General features: G+C 66.7%; 14 protein-coding genes. 5 read left to right on the top strand and 9 right to left on the bottom strand.

Annotated features, from left to right (window positions below; all coding sequences use genetic code 11):
* Positions 1 to 106: 106 nt before the first annotated feature.
* Entirely contained in the window at positions 107 to 1,246 is a 1,140-nt protein-coding gene (locus tag PUN71_RS09115) for a VIT1/CCC1 transporter family protein (RefSeq protein ID WP_277798130.1), read from the top strand.
* Positions 1,247 to 1,281: 35 nt separating this feature from the next.
* On the opposite strand, the gene PUN71_RS09110 is transcribed toward PUN71_RS09115, so the two are convergent.
* Entirely contained in the window at positions 1,282 to 2,418 is a 1,137-nt protein-coding gene (locus PUN71_RS09110; RefSeq protein ID WP_277798129.1) for an LOG family protein, read from the bottom strand.
* Between the two features lie 149 nt (positions 2,419 to 2,567).
* The gene (locus PUN71_RS09105; protein ID WP_277798128.1) at positions 2,568 to 3,986 is read right to left on the bottom strand and encodes a sugar porter family MFS transporter; all 1,419 of its coding nucleotides are present in this window, start codon (positions 3,984 to 3,986) and stop codon (positions 2,568 to 2,570) included.
* 296 nt (positions 3,987 to 4,282) lie between these two features.
* Here PUN71_RS09105 and PUN71_RS09100 point away from each other — a divergent pair, with 296 nt between their 5' ends.
* From PUN71_RS09100 to PUN71_RS09090, 3 genes are read left to right on the top strand one after another with little or no spacing between them, the layout of a single operon-like run.
* A complete protein-coding gene (locus PUN71_RS09100) occupies positions 4,283 to 5,023 on the top strand; it encodes a GntR family transcriptional regulator (RefSeq protein ID WP_043451527.1) in 741 nt (246 codons plus the stop codon).
* 32 nt (positions 5,024 to 5,055) lie between these two features.
* Positions 5,056 to 5,949: a 5-deoxy-glucuronate isomerase gene (iolB, locus tag PUN71_RS09095; protein ID WP_277798127.1), complete on the top strand. Its 894-nt coding sequence runs from the start codon at positions 5,056 to 5,058 to the stop codon at positions 5,947 to 5,949.
* A 47-nt stretch (positions 5,950 to 5,996) separates the two neighbouring features.
* Positions 5,997 to 7,013 carry a LacI family DNA-binding transcriptional regulator gene (locus PUN71_RS09090; RefSeq protein WP_156133855.1) on the top strand — a complete coding sequence of 339 codons (1,017 nt, stop codon included), beginning with the start codon at positions 5,997 to 5,999 and terminating at the stop codon, positions 7,011 to 7,013.
* Here the strand turns inward: PUN71_RS09090 and PUN71_RS09085 are convergent.
* Entirely contained in the window at positions 7,010 to 8,218 is a 1,209-nt protein-coding gene (locus PUN71_RS09085; protein WP_277798126.1) for an MFS transporter, read from the bottom strand. The genes PUN71_RS09090 and PUN71_RS09085 overlap by 4 nt on opposite strands.
* A 169-nt stretch (positions 8,219 to 8,387) precedes the next feature.
* Between PUN71_RS09085 and PUN71_RS09080 the strand changes: the two genes are divergently transcribed.
* On the top strand, positions 8,388 to 8,837 hold the full coding sequence (locus tag PUN71_RS09080; RefSeq protein WP_043451517.1) for a MarR family winged helix-turn-helix transcriptional regulator: 450 nt from the start codon (positions 8,388 to 8,390) through the stop codon (positions 8,835 to 8,837).
* 83 nt (positions 8,838 to 8,920) lie between these two features.
* Here the strand turns inward: PUN71_RS09080 and PUN71_RS09075 are convergent, their stop codons facing one another.
* The 6 genes from PUN71_RS09075 to iolD form a co-directional block, all read right to left on the bottom strand.
* Entirely contained in the window at positions 8,921 to 10,351 is a 1,431-nt protein-coding gene (locus PUN71_RS09075) for a sugar porter family MFS transporter (RefSeq protein WP_277798125.1), read from the bottom strand.
* Entirely contained in the window at positions 10,348 to 11,223 is an 876-nt protein-coding gene (locus tag PUN71_RS09070) for a sugar phosphate isomerase/epimerase family protein (protein ID WP_277798124.1), read from the bottom strand. Before PUN71_RS09070 ends, PUN71_RS09075 begins: the two co-directional genes overlap by 4 nt.
* A gap of 73 nt (positions 11,224 to 11,296) precedes the next feature.
* Positions 11,297 to 12,310, bottom strand: coding sequence for a Gfo/Idh/MocA family protein (locus PUN71_RS09065; RefSeq protein WP_277798123.1), 1,014 nt, complete (start codon positions 12,308 to 12,310; stop codon positions 11,297 to 11,299).
* 31 nt (positions 12,311 to 12,341) lie between these two features.
* Positions 12,342 to 13,253, bottom strand: a complete 912-nt coding sequence (locus PUN71_RS09060; RefSeq protein WP_277798122.1) for a sugar phosphate isomerase/epimerase family protein — start codon at positions 13,251 to 13,253, stop codon at positions 12,342 to 12,344.
* A gap of 132 nt (positions 13,254 to 13,385) precedes the next feature.
* The gene (locus PUN71_RS09055; RefSeq protein WP_277798121.1) at positions 13,386 to 14,906 is read right to left on the bottom strand and encodes a CoA-acylating methylmalonate-semialdehyde dehydrogenase; all 1,521 of its coding nucleotides are present in this window, start codon (positions 14,904 to 14,906) and stop codon (positions 13,386 to 13,388) included.
* A gap of 32 nt (positions 14,907 to 14,938) precedes the next feature.
* Entirely contained in the window at positions 14,939 to 16,888 is a 1,950-nt protein-coding gene (iolD, locus tag PUN71_RS09050) for a 3D-(3,5/4)-trihydroxycyclohexane-1,2-dione acylhydrolase (decyclizing) (RefSeq protein WP_436976241.1), read from the bottom strand.
* Positions 16,889 to 16,894: the final 6 nt, after the last annotated feature.

The raw sequence follows: 16,894 nt of genomic DNA, 5'->3' as shown, positions 1-16,894 counted from the left end.
ACCGAAACTTCGCAGCGAGGTTTGCCAGCCAAAAATCCGCGAAAATCAGCAGTAGGCTGGCAGGGCAAAGGCGCGAGTACATGCCCTTTCCAGTCCAGGAGTTTCAGTGTCGCAGCACGCCCGTTCCCATTCCCACGCCACGCCCCAGGAGGCCGGCGGCCCACCCCAGCCCTCGGCGGCCAACATCAAGCGGTGGCGCCAATACCTTGCCGACGAACGCGCCGAGGCCGCCGTCTACCGAGACCTCGCGCAGAACCGCCAGGGCGAGGAACGTGACATCCTGCTGGCCCTGGCCGAGGCGGAAGGCCGGCACGAAGCCCACTGGCTGGCCCTGCTGGGGGACCATGCCGGCAAGCCGAAGAGAGCGTCCGCGCGGAGCCGCTTCCTTGGCTTCCTGGCCCGGCATTTCGGCTCCGTGTTCGTGCTGGCCCTGGCCCAGCGCGCCGAGGGCCGCTCCCCCTATGCCAAGGATCCCAACGCCACCGAGGCCATGGCCGCCGACGAGCAGATCCATGAGGAAGTGGTCCGCGGGCTGGCCACCCGCGGCCGCAACCGGCTGGCCGGAACGTTCCGCGCCGCGGTCTTCGGCGCAAACGACGGCCTGGTCAGCAACCTGTCCCTGGTGATGGGCATGGCAGCTTCCGGCGTGGCCAGCAGCGTGGTGCTGCTCAGCGGCATCGCCGGGCTGCTGGCCGGCGCCATGTCGATGGGCGCGGGCGAATTCATTTCCGTCCGTTCCCAGCGCGAACTGCTGGCCGCCACCCGGCCAACGCAGATCACCCTGGCGGCCGCGCCCAAGCTGGACCTGGAACACAACGAACTCCTCCTGGTGTACCTGGCCCGAGGGATGTCGCGGGAGGCGGCGGAGCACCGGGTGGCCGAGCGGATGGGGCTGCTGTCCTGCGACTGCGACCCCAGCCTGTCGCTCCAGCCAGACCTGCCGGAGGAAGAGGACCAGCATGAGGCGGTGGGTACTGCATGGGGAGCCGCGCTGTCCAGCTTCTGCTTCTTCGCCTCCGGGGCCATCGTCCCCATCCTGCCGTTCCTGTTCGGCCTGACCGGCGTCACCGCGCTGGTGGTGGCAGGAGTCCTGGTGGGCACCGCACTCCTGGCGACCGGCGCCGCCGTCGGCCTCCTCTCCGGCACCTCCCCGCTGACCCGCGGCCTGCGCCAGCTGGCCATCGGCCTCGGCGCCGCCGCCATCACCTACCTGCTGGGCCTGCTGTTCGGTACCGCCGTAGGCTAGCCGGGAGTTCGCATCCTTGAGGTGCTGCGGTGCCGTCAGCGGCGCTGCAGGACCTCCACTGCTTCCTCCACCGTGTCCACCAGGAAGATGTAATCCGCCATGGCGCGGCCGGCGGCAAGCGAGCGCAGCATGGGCCAGGCGGGGTATTCCTGTTCCCAGTGGCGCCGGCCCACCAGCACCATCGGCGCCACCTTCTCGCGGGCGCCGTAATAGTTCTCGCAGGCATCCTGGAAGATCTCCTGGACAGTGCCGGCGGCACCGGGAAGGAAGACGATGCCGCCGTGGCAGAGCTCCAGCAGGATGGCCTCGCGGATGGCGTTCGCGAAGTACTTGGCGATGTGCGTGGCGAAGTAGTTGGGCGGCTCATGCCCGTAGAACCAGGTGGGGATGCCCAGCGACGGCGTCCCGCCCGGATGGCGTTCGACGACGGCGGCTGCCGCCCGTGCCCACGCGGACACCGAGGGCCTGAAGCCTGGAACGGCGGCGAGGGCTGAGAGTGCCGCCTTCACGTCACCGTCGGATGCCCGGCTCAGGTAGGCCCCGAGGTTTGCCGCCTCCATGGCCCCCGGACCGCCGCCGGTGGCCACCGTGTACCCTGCCAGCGCCAGCCGCCGTCCCAGCAGGGCGGCCTGGGCGAAGCCGGCACTGCCGCGCGGCGCAGCATGGCCGCCCATGACCCCGACGATGGCGCGGCTGGACCAGGGCACTGACCCGGTCAGCTCATCCAGAGCATCGCCGATGGCATGGTCGTGCAGGGCCGAGGCCAGGGTTGCGTCCACGCGCTGCCGCTGGCCCGGCTGGATGCTCCAGTGGTAGATGCGGGCATCCGGCAGCGCCTCGTAGGGCGATGTTGCCAGCCCGGCATACAGTTCGGCGGGCGAATACAACGAGGCGCGGTAGGGGTCGAACGGGACGCCCTCAAGCCTTGGAAAGATCAGGGCACCCCGGCCGCGCAGGTTGGCTTCCATGCCTTCATCGAAGATGCAGCCCAGGAACATCGCGCCCTCGACGCTGACGCCCTTCAGCGCCGCGGACCTGCCCCGCAGGTCCAGCGACTGCGCGTGCCAGCCGTGCAGGTTGACGGCGCCCCCGGCCACCAGCCGGTCAAAGCTGGCCAGGTCCTGGACTTCCAGGTTGCGGGGGCGGGGACCAAGGCTGCCGGCGAAGTTCACAGCTGCCGCCCCGGCGTCCACATCATGGAGCCAGCCTAGGCCACCCAACGCAAAAGCGGGGCCCGGACCACGCCCCTCCGTTTCGTCCCGGAAGGGGTATGGTCCGGCCCCGCACCGAGGCCGCTGGTGCCGGCGGGTGGCCTTGCCTGCTAGGTGGTCACCTTGGCCGGCGCCCCGCCGTCGCGGAAGTGCGCTTCCAGGTCCTCGAGCGAGTGGCCCTTCGTTTCCGGAACAAACTTGATGACGAAGGCCAGGGACGCGATGTTCACCAGGACGAACAGGCCGAATGTGCCGGTGGAGCCAAGAGCGTTGACCACGATGGGGAACAGGAAGGAGATGGCCGCGTTCACGGTCCAGAGGGCGAAGACCGCGATTCCCATGGCGAACCCGCGGATGGCCAGCGGGAACATTTCGGAAAGCAGGAGCCAGACGCAGGTGCCGATGAAGCACTGGACAAAGGCCACGAACAGCATCATCGCGGCCAGGATGGTGTAGCTGGCCAGGTCCGACTGCGGCAGGAGGAAGACGATGGCCAGCAGTGCCTGCGAGCCGACCACACCGGAGAAGCCGATGACCAGCATCCTGCGGCGGCCCACGAAGCCCAGCAGCCAGATGCCCAGGATGGTCATCAGCACTGAGGTGACGCCGACACCGATGGTTGCCACCAGCGACGCGCTGACGCCGAGTCCGCTCTTTTCCAGGATGGTGGGTGCGTAGTAATTCACGGTATTGATTCCGGTGGCCTGCTGGACCGTGGCGAGGCCGATGCCGATGTACAGCAGGCGGCGCATCCAGGGGTTGTTCTTCAGGTCGCGCAGGGCGTGGCCCCGCTCTTCCTTTGCGGTGCGGGCCGCCTGGGCGATCTCCTCGAATTCTGCAGCTGCTTCCTGGGGGCTGCGGCTGAGGTTAAGGACGCGGCGGCTGTCCTCGAGGCGGCCGCGGATGGCGTACCAGCGGGGTGACTCGGGGAGCATCAGCATGCCTGCGAGAAGTGCGAGGGCAGGCAGGGAGGCGATGCCCAGCATGGTCCTCCACACTTCGGTGTCGTGGATCAGGGCGTCCAGGAGGGCGTTGATGGCGAAAGCAAGCATCTGGCCGGTGACGATCATGAGTTCGTTGATGGTCACCATGCGGCCACGCAGGTGGGCGGGCGCCATTTCGGCAAGGTACAGCGGGCAAGTGACGGCGGCGGCGCCGACGCCGAGGCCAAGGACGATGCGGGCCGCGATCATGAAGCTGACGTTGGGGGCGAGGGCGCAGCCGATGGCGCCCAGCAGGAACAGCAAGGCGCAGACGAGCAGGGAGCCGCGGCGGCCCAGCTTGTCGGCCATGCGGCCTCCGGTGAGGGCGCCGACGGCGGCACCCGGGAACAGCAGTGCGCTCACCACGGTTGCTTCCTCGACCGCGGTCATGTTGAGGGAGTCGTTCATGTACAGCAGGGCGCCGGAGATAACGCCGGTGTCGTAGCCGAAGAGCAGGCCGCCCAGGGTGGAGATGACGGTGAGCCGGGCAAGGTATCCGCGGCGCTGCGTACCGGGCGCGCCGGTGGTTTGTTTCTGCAACAGCATTGTTGCCTCTCAGATTCTCTCGGGGACCGGAAGACCGGCCGGGAATGTGATGCGTGCCACCGACTTTAGAGCGCTCTAATACTGCTCGTCAATAGAAAGTCTTAATGTCAGCACAATTCGAGTGGCACGGCGTTCCTGCCGACGCGGGCGGGCAGCACCCTTGACCAGCAGAGCCCTGCTGATACGATCGGGGAAGAAAGTATGTCCTATCAAGAGAACATATGGCGGCACATGGGCCGCAGGCGCGGCTGTCCCGACCGGACGGAGGCGCAGGACCGAAAACGAGGGAACGCACCGTGGCGAACAACCTGGGACTCAGCATCGACCGCTCCTCCCCCGTGCCCCTGTACCACCAGGTGGTCCAGGGCATTGAGGCGGCGATCTACAGCGGGGTCCTGGAACCCGGGAGCCGGTTGGACAACGAGATCGACCTGGCCGCCCAGCTGAACCTCTCCCGCCCCACCATGCGCAAGGCCATGGACGAACTGGTCCGCTCCGGCCTGCTGGTGCGGAAACGGGGCGTGGGCACCCAGGTGGTCTCCAGCCAGGTGCGCCGGCCGCTGGAACTTTCCAGCCTCTACGACGACCTCACCAACAACGGCAAGAAGCCCACCACCGAGGTCCTCAGCTTCTCGCACCTGGAGGCGGACGACGCAACCCTCACCACGCTGCAGCTGCCCGCAGGTTCGAAGGTGTACCACTTCACCAGGCTGCGGCGGGTGGGAGGCAAGCCCCTGGCCCTCATGGAGAACTGGGTGCGCGACGATATCGCCGAGATGGATGAGGCCATGCTGGGCGCCGAAGGCCTGTACTCGATCCTCCGCCGCGGGGGCGTCAACTTCCGCTTGGCCACGCAGCGCATCGGCGCCATGAACGCCAACGATTACCAGGCGTCCATGCTGGACACTCCGGCGGGGTCGGCACTCGTCACCATGGAACGCACGGCAATGGACGATACCGGCCGCCGCGTTGAGACCGGCCACCACGTCTACCGGGCCGATTCCTACAGCTTTGAGATGACTCTCGTACAGCGATAATCCGCACAGCAATAATCCAAGGAGCCAACTCCATGACCAACTGGGTCTACCCCCTGGGCACTGCCTCCGACGGCGCCTGGGATGTTTCGATCGGGACCTCCGATTCCGCCCTCACCGTGGACGGCTGGGCCCATACGGGCCTGAAGGTTGCCACCCTTGGTGCCGGCGCCGCCGTCGAGCTTCCCGCCGCGGAGGAGGAACGGATCGTAGTGCCCCTCAACGGATCCTTCACCGTGGCCGTGGACGGCACGGACTACCCCCTCGCAGGACGGCCCTCCGTCTTCGCCGGCCCCACGGATGTCCTCTACTCTGGCACCGGGCGGGCCGTCAGCATCACCTCCGCCGACGGCGGCCGGGTGGCGGTGGCAACCGCGCCGGCACAAAAGTCCTACCCCACCAGGCTGGTGCCCGCCGCCGAAACCCCGGTGGAGCTTCGCGGGGCGGGCAACTGCTCGCGCCAGGTCCACAACTTCGGCACGCCGGCGGCACTGGAGGCCGACAGGTTCATCGTCTGCGAGGTCCTCACCCCGGCCGGGAACTGGTCCTCCTACCCTCCGCACAAGCATGACGAGGAGAAGGAGGGCGAGACCTCCCTGGAGGAGATCTACTACTTCGAAACGCAGGTGGCTTCCGGCTCCGGGGCGCCCACGGACGCCGACGCCATCGGCTACCAGCGCGTGTATGCCTCGGACGAGCGGCCCATCGACGTCTCCGCCGAGGTCCGCACGGGTGATGTCGTCCTGGTCCCTTATGGCTGGCACGGTCCTGCCATGGCCGCGCCGGGGTACGACCTCTACTACCTCAACGTGATGGCGGGTCCGGGGCCTGTGCGCGAATGGCTGATCAGCGACGACCCCCACCACGGCTGGGTGCGTCAGACCTGGGACAGCCAGAACATCGATCCCCGGCTGCCGTTCGGCTCCTGACCATGGTTGGGCGGCCAGGCGGCGGCAGGCTGGCATAGTGGAGTCCTGTGAGACAGACTTCCCCCTCAGCACGGTCGGTGACCATGGAGGACGTGGCACGCGACGCCGGCGTGAGCCGCGCCTTGGTGTCCCTGGTGATGCGCGATTCCCCGAACGTTTCGCCGGCCAAACGGACGGCGGTGCTGGAAAGCGCCGCCGCGCTGGGGTACTCCCCCAACAGGCTCGCCAGCCGGCTGGCCAGCCACCGGACCAACACGCTTGGGGTCCTCTTCCTCGATCTGCACAACTCGGTCTTCGCTGATATCTACGACGGCCTGACCGAGGGCCTGGCCGGCAGCGGCAACCAGGTGATGGTCGCCGTCGGCTCTGCTGATCCCGGGACGGAACTTGAGGCCGTCCGCTCGTTCGTGGACCTGCGCGTGGACGGCGTGCTGCTGGCCGGCTACACCGGCACCTCTGCGGAACTGGCAGGGGCCCTGCGCGGGACGCCCGCCGTCGTCATCACCCGGGAGCTGGAGGTCGACGGCGTGGATTCCGTTTTGACCGACGACTTCCGTTCCGGCGCACTCGCCGTGGAGCACCTGTACCAGCTGGGGCACCGACGGATCGCGCACGTGGACATCTCCGACTGGCTCCCCTACACCGAACGCAGGGAGGGCTACCTCCATGCCATGCGTGAGTTCGGCCTGGAGCCGCAGCTGGTGCACAGCGACATGACCGAACGCGGCGGCCGGGCCGTGATGGAACAGTTCCTGGACTCCGGTGCCACCCTCCCCACGGCGGTCTTTGCGCACAACGACCTCACGGCCATCGGCATCATGGAGGCGCTGGCGGCGCGGGGACTGTCCGTTCCGGGCGATGTGGCGATCGTCGGATGCGACAACATCGAGGTGGGCGCTTCCCCGCTGATCGGCCTGACCTCCATCGACCAGCACGCCCGGGAGCTGGGAAGGGTGGGGGCGCACGTCATGCTGGACCGGATTGCGGGCACGGCCGGTCCGGCCGTAACCCGCAAGCTCGAGCCTGCGCTCATGGTGCGCCGCTCCTCCGATCCGGCCGCTTAGCGGCTGGCCAGTTCCTCCACGGCCTGGACCGTGCCGCGGTTATCGCCCCGCTGCCCACTCCTCCTGGCCCCAGCGGCGGCGATAGCCATCACGGCCAGGCCCGCCAGGGTTATGCCGGCACCGGCCCAGATCGGAGAGGTGTAGCCCAGTCCGGCGGTGATGGTGATGCCGCCAAGCCAGGCGCCGAGGGCGTTCCCCACATTGAACGCCCCGATGTTGGCACCGGAAGCGAGGGTGGGAGCGCCGGAGGCGTACTTCATGACGCGCATCTGGAGCCCCGGCACGGTGGCAAAACCGAACGCGCCCATGAGGACCAGGGAAATGACTGTCAGCACGGGGTTCGTGGCCGTCAGCGCAAATCCCGCCAGGACCACGGTCAGCACAGCCAGCACCACCAGCAGTGTGCGGTCCACGTTGCGGTCCGCAGCCTTTCCGCCAAGGGTATTGCCGGCAAAGAGGCCCACTCCGAAGACGATGAGCAGCCACGGCACGGTGGAGGCGGCAAAGCCGGACACCTCGGTGAGGGTGTAGGCGATGTAGGTGAAGGCGCCGAACATTCCGCCGAAGCCCAGGATGGTCACCACGATCGAGAGCCAGACCTGGCCGGAGCGGAACGCACGCAGCTCGGAGCGGAGGCTGGCCGCTTCTTCCCTTTCACCCGCCGACGAGGGGACGAGTGCCAGGATGCCGGCGAGCGCGGCTGCGCCGATGACCGTAATGGCCCAGAAGGTGGCACGCCAGCCGGCGGCCTGGCCCAGCAAAGTTCCAAAGGGCACGCCCAGGACGTTGGCCGCGGTGAGCCCGGTGAACATGAGCGCGATGGCGCCTGCCTTCTTGCTGGGCGGAACCATGCCGGCGGCCACCACAGCCCCGATACCGAAGAACGCGCCATGCGAGAGGGCAGCGATGACGCGCCCGGCCATCATGGGCCAGTATCCGTCCGCCGTTGCGGACAGCAGGTTCCCGGCGATGAACAGGACCAGCAGGGCGGCCAGCACCGGCTTGCGCCGGAAACGTGTCACCGCGGCAGTCAGGCCCAGCGCGCCCACCACTACGGAGAGCGCGTAGCCGGAGATGAACCAGCCGGCGGAGGCCTCACTGACCCCGAAGTCGGCCGCCACCTGCGGCAGCAGGCCGGCGATGACGAACTCGGTAAGTCCTATGCCGAAGCCGCCCAGGGCGAGTGCTATCAAGCCAACAGGCATGCGAATGCTCCTTTGAGCTGTAGGTGTGGTTGTCCCCTCAATGGGAAAGCGCCTAAGATAGTTGCAGACGCGGTATTTATTGTTGCACATGCAAATATACCGCGCAAGCAACTATCTCTCTCTGTTGACCGATGGGCCGTTCCGGGCGGCCACCTACGAAGGAGCATGCATGGGCATCAAGGACGACGCCGTCGAGGTCCGCGCCCAGGGCTGGCGAACGCTGGCGGCCCTGCACGGGCTGATCGACAATGAGCTCGAGCGTGCCCTCCAGGCCGAATCCAAACTGTCCGTGGTGGAGTACACGGTGCTCGACGCCCTTAGCCGGCAGGACGGCTGGCACATGCGGATGCAGCAGTTGGCCCGTGCCACCGCCTTGAGCCCCAGTGCCACCACCCGGCTGGTGAACCGCCTGGAGGACCGTGGCCTGCTGACCAGGATCCTCTGCGACGACGACCGCCGCGGCATCTACACCGAGCTCACCGCCAGCGGCAGCAGCCTGTTGGCAACGGCCCGGCCGGTCCACGACGCCACGCTGGAGCGCGCCCTCGAGGAGGCCCAGGCCGTTCCGGAGCTTGCACCGCTGGTGGACGCCCTCCCCCGGCTGCACGCCCGCGCATAAGACTGCGGTGCCTTGGCGCGCAAATGCCCCGGTGGGGATCCCCACCGGGGCACTTGCTTGTATGGCCAGTGGATTGATCTTGGTCAGGGAATCGTGGCTTCCGCGGCCTGGGCTTTGTTCCCGGCCACGTTCTTGAAGTAGTGCTCCAGGTCCTCCAGGCTCTTGTCCTTGGTCTCGGGCACATACTTGGCAGCGAAGGCAATTGCCCCCACACCAAGGACCGCGAACACGAAGAAAGTGTTGGAGATCCCCAGGGCCGCCAGCAGCTGCGGGAAACCAAACCCGATCAGGAAGTTCACGATCCACAGCAGGAACGCCGAAGCGCCCATGCCCAGGCCACGGATCTTCAGCGGGAAGATTTCCGAGAGCATCAGCCAGGTCACCGGCGAAATGGCTCCCTGCTGGAATGCCAGGAACGTCACGGTCAGCGCAAGGATGACGAAGCCGCGGCCGGAGCCTTCCGGCAATATCAGGGAGAACAGTCCGATCAGCAGCAGCGCCGTCGTGGTCCCCACCTGCCCGGTGATCAGCATCCTGCGCCGGCCCACCTTGCCCAGCAGCCAGATCCCCACGAACGTGGCGAGGACCGAGATCACGCCGTTGGCAATGTTGGCCGTCAGTGCCGCTTCGCGGCCAAAACCGGACTGCGACAGGATCTGGGTTCCGTAATACATGATCGAGTTCACGCCGGTAATCTGCTGGATCACCGCCAGGCCCAGGCCCACGAAGAAGATGCGCCGGAGCCACGGAATGCCCAGGTCCTTCCAGGAGCCCATCTTGGACTTGTAGTCCTCCACGGCCATGGCTTTGACTTCTTCGAACTCCCTGCGCGCCTCCTCCTGCGAACGGATCCGCTGCAGCACGCTGAGTGTCTCGCCAAAGCTGCCGATCGAGGCCAGCCACCGGGGGCTTTCAGGCATAAAATTCATGCCGATCCACAGCGCAATGGCCGGAAGAGTGGCGATCACCAGCATCCATCGCCAGATCCCGTGAGATTCGCCGAAGGAGTTGCCGAGGTAGGCGTTGAAGATGAACGCCAGCAACTGCCCGGTGACGATCATGAGTTCGTTCTGCGTGACGATGCGGCCGCGCCGGTTGCTGGGCGATACCTCTGCAAGGTACACCGGCACCGTGACGGACGCCCCGCCCACGGCCAGTCCCAGGATGAACCGGGCGGCGATCATCACTTCGGTGTTGGGCGCGAAGGTGCAGCCCAGGGTACCCAGCAGGAACACGACCGCCAGCACCATGATCATCCTGCGCCGGCCGTTGCGGTCCGCCAGGCGGCCGCCGAAAAGGGCGCCGAACGCGGCACCGAACAGCAGGGACGAGGTCACCAGGCCCTCAGTGAGCGGGGTGAGCCCGAGGTCCTCCTGCATATACGGCAGGGCGCCGTTGATCACGCCCGTGTCGTAGCCGAACAGCAGGCCGCCGAAGGTGGAGATGATAGTGACGGTCCGCAGCGCGCGCTTGTGGTTTCCGGGCCGCGGAGCGGTATGCGCAGGCGAACTCATACGCTCACCTTTTGGACGTACTGCTTCATGGTCTCCAGCTGGTACCGGGAAACGTCTTCGGCGTTCTCGTCCTCGGCAAAGACACTGGACACCATCACCGAATCTTCACGGTCCAGGAAGCCGATTTCCTTCAGGCCGCCGAAGAACTCATCCCAGTTCACGTCGCCATCGCCGATCTTCAGGTGCTGGTGGACGCGGACCGGGTTGCCGGGCGGGTTGGTGATGTACCGCAGGCCATGGGACGCGTGATGGTTCATGGTGTCGGCCACGTGGACCAGCCGCAGCTTGTCGCCCGCAGCCCGCATGATGTCCAAAGGGCTGTTCTTCATGTGGAAACTGTGCGAGGCCACGTAGACCATGCCAACGTTCTTCGAGTTGACGCCGCGGATCACGCGGATGGCGGCCAGGCCTTCCTCCACGAAGTCGTCCGGGTGCGGGTCGATCAGCAGGTCGATGCCTTCACGCTCGATGATCGGCAGCAGTTCCTCCATGGAACGGTAAAAGGCCCGCTCGGATTCCTCTGCCTTTTCGGGGCGGCCGCTGAACTCGGTGTTCATGGTGCTGACGCCCAGGTCCACGGTGATCTGGATGGCGCGCTTCCAGTAGCGGACCGCGGCTTCGCGGGCGTCCTCGTCCGGGCCGGACCAGCGCAGCACGGGCAGGACAGAGGCGATCCCGATTCCGGCATCCTGGCAGGCCCTCTTCAGCTGGCCCACCAGTTCATCGTCCGCTTTGGGGTGGTTGTAGAACGGGATGAAGTCCGCATGCGGGGTCATTTGCATGTACTTGTATCCGAGGTCCGCCACCAGTTTGGGGAACTCCAGCAGGCTGTGGGAGTGGTGGAACGGGGTGGGGTCAAGGGCGATTTTCACGTAAACACTCCATTGTGGATCAGTCAGGTTGGAGACACAAAAGGGGACGGATGACTCCGCCCCCTTTCCGGTCCTACTTGTAGAGGTCGGGCTTTGCCGCCAGCTTCACGGCGACCTTTTCACCGTTCTTCTGTGCTTCAACGCCTGCTTCACAGCAGGCGGCGGTGGCGTACCCGTCCCAGGCGGAGGGGCCGCCGATTCCGCCCTTAAGTGCCGCGTCCACCCATGACTGGATTTCGACGTCGTACGCCGCCCCGAAGCGCTCCTCGAAGCCGGGGGTGACGTTGCCGCCCCAGTGGCCGTTGCTGCGGGTGTAGGGTCCCTTGTCCCCGCCGATGCTGACGATGCCGTCCTCGAAGGAGGCCTGGGTGGCCACTTCGTAGCCGAACTTGGCATTGACGTAGATTTCCACATCAGCCAGGACACCGGACTCGGTCTCGAGCAGGACGTGCTGCGGATCGTGCTGGCCGTTCGGCGCGTTCCGGGTGGCCTTGCCCAGGCGCACCTGGACGCTCGTGATTTCCTCGCCAGTAAAGAACCGGATGGCATCGAATTCGTGGACCACGGAGTCGTTGATCAGCATCTCGTTGGTGAAGCCCTCGGGGGTGCTGGGGTTGCGGTGCTGGTGGTGCAGCATCAGCAGCTCGCCCAGTTCGTGGTTGCGGATGATCGATCCCAGGGCGGTGTACTCGGCATCGAAGCGGCGCATGAAGCCCACCTGGATCCGCTTGCGGCCCAGGGCCACCTCTGCCTCGACAATTTTCCAGGAGGATTCGGCGTCGGGGGTGAGGGGCTTTTCGCAGAGGATTGGGATGTCCTTGGCGATGGCCTTGAGCAGGATGTCCTGGTGCAGGAAGCCGGGGGTGGCGATCAGGACGGCGTTGACGTCGCCGTTGTTGAGGGCCTCGTCAGCGTCGGCCAGGGCCACGGCGCCCGGGATGCCTTCGATGGCGGCCTGCGCCCGGGCGAGGTCCACGTCCACGACGGCGGCGACTTCGGCTCCATGGATGCGCTTGTTGAGGCGCTGGATGTGGTCGGCGCCCATGCGCCCTGCGCCGATGACGGCAACGCGGAGGTTCTGAGTCATTGTTCTGTCCTTCTGGTGTCTGTGGCGGGAGTTAGCTGACGGCGGTACGGGAGCCGCAGGACAGCAGGTAGTTGCGGGTGCGCTTGGCGATGGGCATCGGCACGTCGAAGGCCACGGGGTACATGTCCTGCTCCACGATGCCGAAGATGGGCCGGTCCAGGGCTTCCACGGCTTCGATGACCGCGCGGAGGTCCGGCAGGCCGTTGGGGGGCTCGGTCATGACGCCGGCCAGGTTGGCGGCGGCCCAGGTCATGTTCTCCTCGTTGACCTTCTTGAGGATCTCCGGGTTGATCTGCTTCAGGTGCAGGTAGCCGATCCGGTCCGGGTAGTTCTTGATCAGGTCCAGGCTGGAGGCGCCGCAGTATTCAGCGTGTCCGGTGTCCAGACAGAGGTTCAGGTACTGCGGGTCGGTGGCTCCCAGCAGGGTCTCAATGTCCTCCTGCGCGCCCACGTGCGAGTCTGCGTGGGAGTGGAACTGCTGCTTCAGGCCGAAGTCCTCCAGGAGGGTCTTGCCCAGGCGGTTGTGGCCGGCGAACAGGTCGGCCCAGGCTTTGCTGCTCAGAGTGCCGCTCTCCACGGCTTCACCGGTGACGTCGTCACGCCACATGGCGGGGATGACCACGATGTGCTCGCCGCCCATGGCAGCCGTCAGCTCTGCCACCTTGCGGGCCGGTTCCCAGGCGGTTTCCCACTGGGCGAGGCCGCGGTGGAAGGCGGTGAACACGGTGCCCGCGGTGACTTTCAGGTCACGCTGCTTGAGTTCTTCCGCCAGGCGGGTGGGGTCGGTGGGAAGGTAGCCGTAGGGGCCCAGTTCGATCCATTTGTAGCCGGACTCCGCCACCTCGTCGAGGAAGCGTTCCCAGGGGGTCTGCTTGGGGTCGTCCGCGAACCAGACGCCCCAGGAGTCCGGTGCCGTGCCGATGATCAGCTTGTTTTCAGTCATTGTCTGTCTCTTTGATAGGGGCCACGCCGCCAGGGTTCCCTGGCCGTGGAGCCAAATCGGCGAGGGTCCCAGCCTGAGCTTGCGAAGGTTGGGAGACGATTTGGACTTGCGAGGCGAGGGTGGCGGTGGGGATCAGTTGGAGGGGAAGTTGTAGGAGGCGCCGGAAGCGTGGTGGGTTTCGGGCCAGCGGGAAGTGACTACCTTGCCGCGGGTGTAGAAGGAGACGCCTTCGGGGCCGTAGATGTGCTTGTCGCCGAAGAGCGATGCCTTCCAGCCGCCGAAGGAGTGGTAGGCCACGGGGACGGGCAGGGGTACGTTGATGCCGATCATGCCCACGGTGACCGAGCGCTGGAATTTGCGGGCGGCGGCGCCGGAGGAGGTGAAGATGGCGGTGCCGTTGCCGTAGGGGTTGGCGTTGATGAGCTTGATGCCGTCTTCGAGGGTGTCCACGCGGACGACGACGAGGACAGGTCCGAAGATTTCCTCCTGGTAGGCGGTCATTTCGGTCTTGACGTGGTCGATCACGGTGGGGCCCACCCAGAAGCCGTTTTCGTGGCCGGGGACCACGAGGTCGCGGCCGTCCACGACCATGGCGGCGCCGGCGGTTTCGGCTTCGGTGACGATCCTGACGATGCGTTCCTTGGAGGCGGGGGTGATGACCGGTCCCATGTCGGCGTCGGGGGCGGTGCCGTTGTTGACCTTGACGGCCAGGGCGCGCTCTTCGACCTTCTTGACCAGCAGGTCAGCGGCCTCGCCGACGGCGACAGCGACGGAGATGGCCATGCAGCGTTCACCGGCGGAGCCGAACGCGGCGGCCGCGAGGTGGTCGGCGGCGTTGTCGAGGTCGGCGTCGGGCAGGATGATGGCGTGGTTCTTCGCGCCGCCCAGCGCCTGGACGCGCTTGCCGTGCCTGGTGGCGGTTTCGTGGACGTACTGGGCGATCGGGGTGGAGCCAACGAAGGAGATGCCGTCCACGTCCGGGTGGGTCAGGAGCCCGTCGACGGTTTCCTTGTCGCCGTGCAGGACCTGGAACACACCGTCCGGCAGGCCGGCTTCCTTCCAGAGCCTGGCCAGCAGCAGCGAGGCGGAGGGGTCCCGTTCGGAGGGCTTGAGGATGAACGCGTTGCCGGTGGCGATGGCCATCGGTGCCATCCACAGCGGCACCATGACGGGGAAGTTGAACGGGGTGATGCCCGCGACGACGCCGAGCGGCTCACGGAAGTTGAACACGTCGATGCCGGTGGAGACCTGGTCCGAGTAGTCGCCCTTGAGCAGGGTGGGGATGCCGCAGGCGTATTCGATGACTTCCAGGCCGCGGCCGATCTCGCCCTTGGCGTCCGAGAGGACCTTGCCGTGCTCGGCGGTAACCAGCTGGGCGAGGTCGTCAACATGGGCGGCGACGAGTTCGCGGAACTTGAACAGGACAGCGGTGCGCTTGGCCAGGGAGACATCGCCCCAGGTGTGGGCGGCCTTGCGGGCGGCGGCGACGGCGGTGTCCAGGTCGGCGCGGTTGGCCAGCCGCAGTGTGGCGGAGACGGCACCGGTGGCCGGGTTGTAGACCGGGGTGGTGCGGTCGCCCTCACCGGCGGTCTCTTCGCCGTTGATGAAGTGGTTGATGACCGTGGTCTGGGTCTGGGTGGTGGTGGCAGTCATGGGACTCTTCCTTGAGTAGTGAAAAAGTGTGGTCAGCCGAGCAGTTTGCGCTGGCGTGACTTGTGGTCAACGTAGGTTTGGAAGGCCTGTTTGGTGGATTCCAGTTCGGAGACCTGGGAGACGGGGACATCCCACCAGGACTCAGAGGACGGTGCGTCCAGGAGCGGGTCGGATTCGACGTGGATCAGGATCGGCCCGCTGCCCTCCGGGGCAGCCTTGGCATCGCGGATGGCCTGCTCCAGTTCTGCAATGACCTTCTCGCCGGGTTCGATCCGGATGACCTTCACGCCCAGGGACTCGGCGTTCAGGGCCAGGTCCACGGGCAGGATCTCGCCCTCGTCGAAGCTGTGCTGTTCCTCATCCAGCGCCCGGTACTGGGTACCGAACCGCTGCGACCCCAGGGACTCGGACAGGGAACCGATGGAGGCGTAGCCGTGGTTCTGGATCAGGACCACGATCAGCTTGATGCGTTCGGCGACGGCGGTGACCAGTTCGGTATGCATCATCAGGTAGGAGCCGTCCCCCACCATTACGACGACGTCCCGCACCTGTCCGCCTGACGCGCCTGCCGCCGTCGTGCTTGCCGCTTCGGCAATCGCTGCACGCTTGACGCCCAGGCCGCCGGGGATTTCGTAGCCCATGCAGGAGTAGGCGTACTCCACGTGGTAGCCGAACGGGTCCCGGACGCGCCACATCTTGTGCAGGTCACCGGGCAGGGACCCGGCGGCGCAGATGACGACGTCGCGGGCGTCCATGGCCCGGTTGGTGGCTCCGATAATCTCGTTCTGGGCCGGCAGCGGGGTGTAACGGGTGTCGAAGGCCTCGTCCACGGTGGCGTTCCAGCGCTTCTTCTCCGCCTCGACCTTTTGTTCCAGGTCGGCACCGACACGGTAACCGCCCAGGGCTGCGTTGAGCTTGGCCAGGGCCTTGCGGGCGTCGGAAACGATCGGCAGCGCGGTGCCGTGCTTGTAGGCGTCGATCGGGGCCACGTTGATGTTCACGAACTTCACGTCGGGGTTCTGGAACGCGGTCCGGGACGCGGTGGTGAAGTCCTCGTAGCGGGTGCCGATGCCGATGATCAGGTCCGCCTCGGCAGCGATGGCGTTCGCCGCCGTCGTGCCGGTGGAGCCAATGGCGCCCAGGGAGTGCTTGTGGTCCCAGGGCAGGACCCCGACGCCGGCCTGGGTGTTGCCCACCGGGATGCCGGTCAGCTCGGCGAACCTGGCCAGTTCATCGTTGGCGTAGGCGTAGAGGACGCCGCCGCCGGCAATGATCAGCGGACGCTTCGCTGCGCGGATGGCTGCTGCGGCGCGGGCGATGTCGTCGTCGTCGGCCTCGGGGCGGCGGATCCGCCACTCCCGCTCTGCCAGGAACTCTTCGGGGACATCGAAGGCTTCGGCCTGGACGTCCTGCGGCAACGAGATGGTCACAGCGCCCGTCTCGGCCGGATCGGTCAGGACGCGCAGGCCGTGGTGGAACGCGGAGAACAACTGCTCGGGCCGGGTGACCCGGTCGAAGAACTTGGACAGCGGCCGGAACGCGTCGTTGACCGTGAGGTCGTACGCGTGCGGCTGCTCGAGCTGCTGCAGCACCGGGTCCGCGGCGCGGGTGGCGAACGTGTCCGAGGGCAGCAGCAGGACCGGGAGCCGGTTGGTGGTGGCCAGCGCGGCACCGGTCAACAGGTTCGAGGACCCCGGGCCGATCGAGGTACTGATCGCATAGGTCTGGCGTCGGCGGGTGTGCCGGGCATATCCCACGGCCTGGTGGACCTGGGCCTGCTCGTTCCGGCCCTGGTAGTACGGCATCAGGGTGGGGTCCAGCTTCTGGTACTGCTTCAACGCCTGGCCCACGCCGGCCACGTTGCCGTGCCCGAAAATCCCGAACGTGCCCGGAATGAGCCGTTCCCGGTATTCCTGGCCGCCCACCTTGTCGACGGTGTACTGCTTGGAGAGATATTCGACGACGGCCTGCGCCACCGTCATCCTGCG

This window comes from Arthrobacter sp. NQ7 (genome assembly GCF_029581595.2).
Lineage (GTDB): Bacteria > Actinomycetota > Actinomycetes > Actinomycetales > Micrococcaceae > Arthrobacter > Arthrobacter phenanthrenivorans_B.
This window is presented reverse-complemented; position numbering and strand designations above follow the sequence as displayed.

Coding starts and splice junctions, on each gene's coding strand:
- PUN71_RS09105 (WP_277798128.1), bottom strand. CDS start 3,986: ATGCTGTTGCAGAAACAAACCACCGGCGCGCCCGGTACGCAGCGCCGC.
- iolD (WP_436976241.1), bottom strand. CDS start 16,888: ATGACGGTGGCGCAGGCCGTCGTCGAATATCTCTCCAAGCAGTACACC.
- iolB (WP_277798127.1), top strand. CDS start 5,056: ATGACCAACTGGGTCTACCCCCTGGGCACTGCCTCCGACGGCGCCTGG.
- PUN71_RS09065 (WP_277798123.1), bottom strand. CDS start 12,310: ATGACTCAGAACCTCCGCGTTGCCGTCATCGGCGCAGGGCGCATGGGC.
- PUN71_RS09085 (WP_277798126.1), bottom strand. CDS start 8,218: ATGCCTGTTGGCTTGATAGCACTCGCCCTGGGCGGCTTCGGCATAGGA.
- PUN71_RS09060 (WP_277798122.1), bottom strand. CDS start 13,253: ATGACTGAAAACAAGCTGATCATCGGCACGGCACCGGACTCCTGGGGC.
- PUN71_RS09080 (WP_043451517.1), top strand. CDS start 8,388: ATGGGCATCAAGGACGACGCCGTCGAGGTCCGCGCCCAGGGCTGGCGA.
- PUN71_RS09075 (WP_277798125.1), bottom strand. CDS start 10,351: ATGAGTTCGCCTGCGCATACCGCTCCGCGGCCCGGAAACCACAAGCGC.
- PUN71_RS09055 (WP_277798121.1), bottom strand. CDS start 14,906: ATGACTGCCACCACCACCCAGACCCAGACCACGGTCATCAACCACTTC.